The sequence below is a fragment of the Paeniroseomonas aquatica genome (assembly GCF_030409335.1).
GTDB lineage: Bacteria > Pseudomonadota > Alphaproteobacteria > Acetobacterales > Acetobacteraceae > Belnapia > Belnapia aquatica.
The window spans coordinates 1-4782 of sequence record NZ_JAUFPN010000285.1; the positions used below are offsets into that span (position 1 = coordinate 1).

Genomic DNA, 4782 nt, shown 5'->3' on the forward strand with positions numbered 1-4782 from the left:
CCATGCCCGTCAGCCTTCGCGCATAATCCAGGCTAGCAGTGGAGGGAACATATCCATCTTTCAGCCGATTAAAGCGGTTTAGAATTACAAACGGCATTAAAGCCTGGAATTAGAGGCTGTACGCGATTAGAGACGTTGCGGCGTCTGGGTTTGAGCAACGAGGCGGCGGCGATGATGGAGGTCATTGCATCCAGATGTGCCCTGCAAGAGGTCTGCGACGCGGTCGTAGACGATGTTGAGGCGGCAATATCGGCTCAACCAAGCGAACAGCCGCTCGACGACCTGTGCGGCCTGACCTTTCGGGACATCGCCGAGCGGGCGCGATCTCGTTGAAAGCTCAAGCGCCATCAGCGTAACCCGTGCTTACCAATGGATTTCAGCGGCGACGAACTAACATTGACGGGCTGCCCAACCGCCATGCCGTTCGCCAGTGAACCGCAGTGGCTTCCAGTTTGGGCCAGGGTCGTCGCTGGCTCCAAAAGGCGCACTAGTTGGCCTGCTCGCGGCCGATTGACGCTATGCCGCCTCTACATGCGGGTTGGAATGAGACATCCCAGCTGTGAAGGAAGGATCGGGTGCAAATGCTTCGCTGTGCCGGCGGGTGGGCGGTACGCCCAATTCGTCCAGCGCCCGTTCAGCAGCTGTCATAAAGCCAATGGGGCCGCAGTAGTAGAAGTCGGCGTCGCCTGCCGGCAGATAAGGGCGGATGACCTCGGCCGTAATGCGACCAACGGCGTCATAATGTTCGTCAGGCACGTCATCCGAGTTTACTGTCTCGTAAAGCGTCATGCTCCGGATGCCAGTGCGTGAGGCAGCCAACGCGCGCACCCGTTCGGCAAAAGCATGATGTCCGCGGGAGCGGACAGCATGCAGCATCAGCACGTTCCGCGTCGTGCGCATTGCCAGCTCTTCCAGCATGGCGAGCACGGCAGTGATGCCGGCGCCGCCGCTGATCAGTACCACCGGACGGTCGCCATGCTCGTCCAGTACGAAATCGCCGACAGGCATATGGACCAGCAGCGTGCTGCCCTCCGTCACGGTATCATGCAAGAAGTTGGAGACCAGCCCGGCCGGGACGCCTGACAGGCCTGCTGGCGCGTCTTCGCGCTTGACGCTGATACGGTAATGCCGGCCATCCGGCGCCTGGGACAGGCTGTATTGCCGGACCTGCTCATAGGGATAGCCAGGCAAGCTGGTCTTCACCGACAGGTACTGGCCCGGCCTGAAGTCGGGCAGCGGAGCGCCGTCGACAGGAACAAGATGGAAGGACGTCGTCACGTCGCTTTCCCGAACCTTGCGCAGAACGCGGAACGGCTTGAAGCCGGCCCAGCCGCCGGGTTGGGTTGCGGTTTCGCTGTAGAGAGCCTGTTCGCGTCCGATCATGATGTCGGCGAGCTGGCCATAGGCGGCTGCCCAGGCGTCAATGATCTCGGGCGTCGCGGCGTCACCGAGCACCTCGGTTATCGCACCCAGCAGGTACTGACCGACAATCGGGTAGTGTTCGGGCCGAATTTCCAGGCTGACGTGCTTGGTGGCGATGCGCTCGACCATGCCGTCCAGATTGCTGAGTTGGTCGATGTTCGCGGCGTACGCCAGCACGGAAGCCGCGAGGCTCCGTGCCTGACCACCCTCACCGCGCTGGTTGGCAGGGTTGAAATAGTTCAGCAGCTCCGGATGTGCCTGAAGCATGGCGCTGTAGAAGGTGCGGGTGATCGTCTCGCCATGCGCTCGGAGGGCTGGGACGGTGGCCTTGATGATCTTGCGTTGCGTGTCGGACAGCATGCCTGAAGGCTCCTCGGTCAGGGACAGCTTTCCTTGCTGCCCTTCCTAGAAGGTGTATTGCAAATACGCCTTATTGAGAGCCTTTCAGAAGTAGTACCTGCCATGCATCTTATGCGAAGCTGATCAGGGAGGGGCTATGCGCCTGACGGTCTACACCGATTTTTCGTTGCGAATGCTTATATACCTCGCCGTGAAGGATGGCGGGCTCGCCACCATTGCGGAGGTAGCGCGCAGCTACAGCATCTCGGAACATCATCTGACCAAGGTCGCGCACCAGCTCGGCCGCACCGGCTACGTCACGACCGTGCGCGGCAAGGGAGGTGGCCTGAAGCTGGCCAAGCCGGCGCAGGAGATCGGGCTAGGCGCGGTCGTGCGGCAGACCGAGCCAGACATGGCGCTGGTTCCTTGCTTCAGCTCGCCAGAGAACCCGACTGGGTTGCCTTGTGCCATCGTGCCGGCCTGCGGCCTGCGCAATGTGCTCGACGAGGCACGCCAGGCCTTCATGTCTATCTTGGACCGTTACACCCTGGCTGATCTGGTGCAGCGTCGTGCCGGCCTGCAAAGCCTGCTCATGCGTCCAGCTAGCCCAGCCCTGGCCAGCCAAACCGAGCCACTCCGAGCGAACTCTGAAGACCCCGCCGAGCTGTCAGGCGATCATGACCGGCCGCGCGGCGGATCTGGCCAGCGCTGACAACAGATCGGTTCTCGTGACTATCCCCACGATCCGATCTCCATCCATTACCGGCACCGCCTCGGCACCTCCATCGGCCAGAAGCGGCAGAAGCGATGCGGTGAGGGTTGCCGGGGCGACAGTGGGCAGATCCGTTGTCATCACATCGGCGGCGCGCAGTATCCCAGCGGTCCTATCACGCCGGATGGCGGCCATTGCCGCGCCAAAGCCGGTGTTGGCGCGCAGGGCGTCGCGCCGGGCTCGGCGGATCAGATCAAGCTGGAAGATGACGCCGATCAGCACACCGCCATCCCCGACCACGGGGATCGAGGTGAAGCCGTGCTTGCGAAAGAGATCGGCCACCTGCGCCGCACGGGCATCGGCCCGTACCGTCACCAAATCGCGCGACATGATGGCGCCGCAGGTCATGGCGCCCATGGTATGGCCCGCCGCCACCTGTTCGGCCGCTGCAATCAGGCGGGCCAGATCCTCGACGCCGAGATTGGCCGATTGGCGATACTCGGCCAGGATGCGAGCCAATTCCTCCGGCTCCAGCCCCAGACGCTGTTGCGCAGCCTTATCGGCGGTGGCGTGCGGGCCGGCCGTTTGTGGTTGCCGGAAGGGGTAAACTCGCCCGTTCAGCCGGTGCCAGACCGTTGCCAGTAAAACCAGGGTCATCGTGCCGAGAAAGACCGGACCAAAAGCGAAACGCAGGCCAAGCGCATCGAGCAAACCCGGGTTTAACGCCGCCGTGAGGGCAACTGCTCCGCCAGGGGGATGTAGGGATCGAGTCAAGAACATCGCGGCGAGCGACAAACTAGCAGACGCCCCGATTGCCATTGCCGGGTCCCGTGTCACCTGATGCACGGCGACGGCTGTCAGTGCCGAGATCGTATTGCCGATGACGGCAGACCACGGCTGCGCCAGAGGGCTGTTGGGCAGTGCAAGCAGGATGACCGCCGTTGCTCCCATTGGGGCGATAAGAAAGGTGCCCGTCGACAGGTCAACCTCGACTCCAAGAATCAGGGTGGCACACAGGAACAGCGCCAGCCCTGCACCGGCCACGCCGGCGGCCATGTCGCGCGAGCTCGTTGGGCCGATCACGGGCCCCAAGGAGCGCAGCTTGGCAAGATGCCGCCGAAAGATGACGCTCGGCCGGTCAAGGGTATTGAACAGCGTCATCTGTCAGACCGCGTCCGGAGGGTTCCCCACCTCAACCGAGTAGACACAAATCGCAGTGTTACGGTCCGCCAAATCATGGCTTGCCCGCCAAAACCTTTGGCGGCGCAAAGGGAGTGAGCGTGCTTGTCTGCCAGCGAATGTCTTCGCCAACGCAGGGGCCGCGTAATTGATTGTTTATAGGCATGAACAAACCCGCGCACTGCGTATTGTATGCGCCCAATTGATTGCCATTTGGTGCGCTGGATGAGCAAATAATATGCATTTACGGAGCGTTTTAGCTAAAAAACAATGTGTTGCAAGGGCTACCAGACGGCGGGTAGCCCGATGACCAGAGGATGCAGCACGATCAGTCCTGCTAACGCCATCGCAGCGGCTAGCCAGCGCACCGGGTTTGCAATGTCGTGCGGTATCCGCCGTGGCCTCAAACGTTGCCAAAGCTCGCTTCCCATGCTGTGCTGATGTCGTCGGTCAATCATCGCCATCCCGAAAACGGAAAAAGCCAAAAATCCACCAAACATCACCACATGGGCGATATCACCGTTGGGAGCCAAGTGTCCTAGCGCCCAGAGTGCGAGCGCGGCCAGCACCGGATGGCGCACCAGCCCGACAATGCCAGGGCGCTCCGGATCAAAATCATCGTTGCGCCAACCGCCAAAAGAAAAGGGGTTAGGCCGAAATACTGCCAGCGACAGAATCAGACAGGCCAGCGCCATCGTCGTCAGGGTGACATGATTTTGCCATTCGGCCCGAGGCCAGAGTTCGACAAAGGGCGCGCGTGCGGCAGCCTCAATCATCCAAGCAAGCACCACGATCGACAGCAGGGAATAGGTCAACCAGAAGCTCGCATGCCCCAGACATTCAACGAGCCAGAGTTTGACAGGTCGCTGCACCGGGACGGCGTGGGTCAGCAGGAACACTGCCCATGCGGCGACATATTCTCCCCAGCCCGTCACCCCTCGTTGCTCCCCGTTCCATGCCCAAGTTTTACTTCGCTTGGCGTTGCACAAGCAGATGAGGATCGCTCATTGATGTCTAGTTGCGAGACATCCTCAGCAGCTTCGGCGATGTCTCGTGCCGAAACAATAGTGGCTGGTCCTGCATGGCCTTCATGAACCGCTCCAGGTTCGCCGGAGGCTGGTGAGCTTGAG

Annotated in this window: 6 protein-coding genes; 2 read left to right on the top strand and 4 right to left on the bottom strand. The window is 61.4% G+C overall.

What is annotated here, in order from left to right; genetic code table 11:
* Nucleotides 1–171 precede the first annotated feature (171 nt).
* Nucleotides 172–333: a hypothetical protein gene (locus QWZ14_RS29535; RefSeq protein WP_290320649.1), complete on the top strand. Its 162-nt coding sequence runs from the start codon at nt 172–174 to the stop codon at nt 331–333.
* 183 nt (nt 334–516) lie between these two features.
* Here the strand turns inward: QWZ14_RS29535 and hmpA are convergent, their stop codons facing one another.
* Nucleotides 517–1782 carry an NO-inducible flavohemoprotein gene (hmpA, locus tag QWZ14_RS29540; RefSeq protein ID WP_290320651.1) on the bottom strand — a complete coding sequence of 422 codons (1266 nt, stop codon included), beginning with the start codon at nt 1780–1782 and terminating at the stop codon, nt 517–519.
* A 136-nt stretch (nt 1783–1918) separates the two neighbouring features.
* On the opposite strand from hmpA, the gene QWZ14_RS29545 reads away from it, so the two are divergent.
* The gene (locus tag QWZ14_RS29545; protein WP_290320652.1) at nt 1919–2473 is read left to right on the top strand and encodes an Rrf2 family transcriptional regulator; all 555 of its coding nucleotides are present in this window, start codon (nt 1919–1921) and stop codon (nt 2471–2473) included.
* On the opposite strand, the gene QWZ14_RS29550 is transcribed toward QWZ14_RS29545, so the two are convergent.
* The 3 genes from QWZ14_RS29550 to QWZ14_RS29560 form a co-directional block, all read right to left on the bottom strand.
* Nucleotides 2429–3634, bottom strand: a complete 1206-nt coding sequence (locus QWZ14_RS29550) for an HPP family protein (RefSeq protein WP_290320653.1) — start codon at nt 3632–3634, stop codon at nt 2429–2431. The genes QWZ14_RS29545 and QWZ14_RS29550 overlap by 45 nt on opposite strands.
* A 302-nt stretch (nt 3635–3936) precedes the next feature.
* The gene (locus tag QWZ14_RS29555) at nt 3937–4587 is read right to left on the bottom strand and encodes an NnrU family protein (RefSeq protein ID WP_290320654.1); all 651 of its coding nucleotides are present in this window, start codon (nt 4585–4587) and stop codon (nt 3937–3939) included.
* The coding region (locus tag QWZ14_RS29560; protein ID WP_290320655.1) for a hypothetical protein at nt 4584–4782 on the bottom strand (199 nt) is incomplete at its 5' end. The genes QWZ14_RS29560 and QWZ14_RS29555, both read right to left, overlap by 4 nt.

Coding starts and splice junctions, on each gene's coding strand:
- QWZ14_RS29535 (WP_290320649.1), top strand. CDS start 172: ATGATGGAGGTCATTGCATCCAGATGTGCCCTGCAAGAGGTCTGCGAC.
- hmpA (WP_290320651.1), bottom strand. CDS start 1,782: ATGCTGTCCGACACGCAACGCAAGATCATCAAGGCCACCGTCCCAGCC.
- QWZ14_RS29550 (WP_290320653.1), bottom strand. CDS start 3,634: ATGACGCTGTTCAATACCCTTGACCGGCCGAGCGTCATCTTTCGGCGG.
- QWZ14_RS29545 (WP_290320652.1), top strand. CDS start 1,919: ATGCGCCTGACGGTCTACACCGATTTTTCGTTGCGAATGCTTATATAC.